General features: G+C 61.9%; 2 protein-coding genes. Both read left to right on the top strand.

Annotated features, from left to right (window positions below):
* The first annotated feature begins 313 nt into the window (after positions 1-313).
* Complete coding sequence (locus AB0I35_RS32340) at positions 314-913, top strand: TetR/AcrR family transcriptional regulator (RefSeq protein ID WP_357400105.1); 600 nt, start codon at positions 314-316, stop codon at positions 911-913.
* Between the two features lie 104 nt (positions 914-1,017).
* A partial coding sequence (locus AB0I35_RS32345; protein ID WP_357400106.1) for a helix-turn-helix domain-containing protein occupies positions 1,018-1,500 on the top strand: 483 nt, incomplete at its 3' end.

Genomic DNA, 1,500 nt, shown 5'->3' on the forward strand with positions numbered 1-1,500 from the left:
GGGCGGCAAGGCATCCACCGAGGCACCCGCGCATGGCGGCTGGCCGCTCCAAGCCGTACCTCGATCCGCCTGATCCGACTACACGTAGGCCCAGGCGGATCCGACGTCGGCGACTACCCTCTGATACTCCAACTCCGTCCCCGAGCCTGCGGTCGTGAAGTTGTAGATCTGCAAACAGCGCTCCGCTATCCTCGTGTCAGCCGACCGGGTCGGCTCTGAGGCAGGGTGCGGTCGGCCCAGGAGGTCATCGAGGGTGAAGCCCGACAGGGGACGGAGACGGCCGAGCCAGGAACGTGCCAACCGGACCCGGACGATGGTCCTGGACACAGCCGCAGAGTTGTTCGCCACCCACGGTGTCTCGAAAACCTCGACCAACCGCATCGCCGCAGAAGCCGGCATCAGTATCGGCACGGTGTATCGCTACTTTCCCGACAGGTCCGCGATCGTCGACGAATTGCTCAATCGCATGCTGGATGACCTGGAACGAGGCTTCGACGCCGTGCGACCGACCGTCGTCGCTGATCTGAGCGACGAAACACGGCCGCCGGAGGACCGTTACAGTGCCGCGATGCATCGAATACTGACAGTATTCAACAGTGCACTCGTCGAGAACGCCGGCCTCGTTCGCGCATTCGTCAGCACAGTACAGTTCTACGCCTCGAACCTTCCGCAGTTCGAAAAGCGATTGCACGCCATGCTGGCGCAAATACTCCAGCTGGGAACCGGCGATGACGAGACGACAGAGACCATATGCATGGTGGTAGTGAACACAGCCTTCGCAGTTGTCGTGCGGACAGCGGTGAGCAACGACGCCGACAGCGATTGCATCGACGAACTAGGAATGGCTTGCCGCATGCTGGGCTTGTGGCTCGCCCGGACGATGATCACTGACTCAGTCTCCCGAGCACAGTGACACATTTCGCTGCCCGAGCCGAACATCCTGCTAGCGCTCGCCTGCGCTCACCACCTTGTCTGCTCGTCGTGCCACACTCGATTCCCTCGTAGGAGGTTTGTCGAATGCCCCCGAAGTCACCTGCGGCCAGGCACCGGCCGCAACAAGAGCGGGCGCAGGAAACGCACGAGCGACTACTGCAGGCGGCTGCCACACTCTTCGGCCGGCATGGGATCGCCCAGGTGCCGATTCGCAAGATCGCGAGCCAGGCCGGCGTTTCTGTCGGTACGCTCTACCGATACTTCCCGGATCGACAAGCGATCGTCGCCGAGTTGAACGAACGGCTCCTCGCAGACATCGAGCACAGCTTCGCCGACCACGCGTTCACGATCAAAATTCCTCACGGTATGTCGGCCGAATACGCCGCCACTCTCGTGTCGGATATACTGGCGGTTTTCGCTGATATCCTCGAAGGGCGTTCCGGGCTGGTCAATTCCATGCTCCGGACACTGCAATTCCCTGAAGCCGGGCTGAGCGAGTTCGGTCAGCGACTGCGGCTTCTGGTGAAGGTCGTACTCATCCAGGCCTTCGGGCCATCCGATGATCGC

This window comes from Nocardia sp. NPDC050378 (assembly GCF_040655675.1).
Lineage (GTDB): Bacteria > Actinomycetota > Actinomycetes > Mycobacteriales > Mycobacteriaceae > Nocardia > Nocardia coubleae.

What these genes read in the sequence shown, in the direction of transcription:
- AB0I35_RS32340 (WP_357400105.1), top strand. Translation starts at nt 314, where the DNA reads ATGGTCCTGGACACAGCCGCAGAGTTGTTCGCCACCCACGGTGTCTCG.